Raw genomic sequence first — 540 nt, forward strand, 5'->3', positions numbered from 1 at the left:
CTCGCATTGAAGGATTATTTGCACGCATCGAACGTTGGACTCGGCTGAGTGATGGGGATGTGCACTGGCGCTCGATATCCCAAGATAATATTTTGACCCTATATGGCAAGGATCCCAGCTCTCGAATAGTTGATCCTGAGGATGCTAGCCGTGTTTTTAGCTGGTTGATCTGCGAGACCCGCGACGATAAAGGCAATGCCATTCAGTACGGGTACAAAGTAGAAGATGGAGTCGGGGTCGATTTAACCAAAGCGCACGAAAGCAACCGAGGCGATCGTAATGATCCTCGACGCACAGCCAACCGTTATCTCAAACGTATCCATTACGGCAATCGAACGTCGTTGTTGGATGAGGCAGGATCTCGGCCACTATTTTTGAGTGAGACACAGATCCAGAATGCTGGTTGGATGTTTGAGGTGGTTTTCGATTATGGGGAGCACGTTACCGAAAGACCCATGCCAAACGGTATTGAGTCGTGGGTCTTTCGTGATGATCCTTTCTCAACCTATCGCGCCGGCTTTGAGGTACGAACCACGCGAC

Annotated in this window: 1 protein-coding gene; it reads left to right on the forward strand. The window is 50.0% G+C overall.

From position 1 onward, the window contains the following. Window positions 1–540: SpvB/TcaC N-terminal domain-containing protein (locus ACS8FD_RS23925; protein WP_439277682.1), on the forward strand; the 540-nt coding region annotated here is incomplete at both ends.

It is taken from the genome of Psychrobacter sp. 1U2, assembly GCF_051847575.1.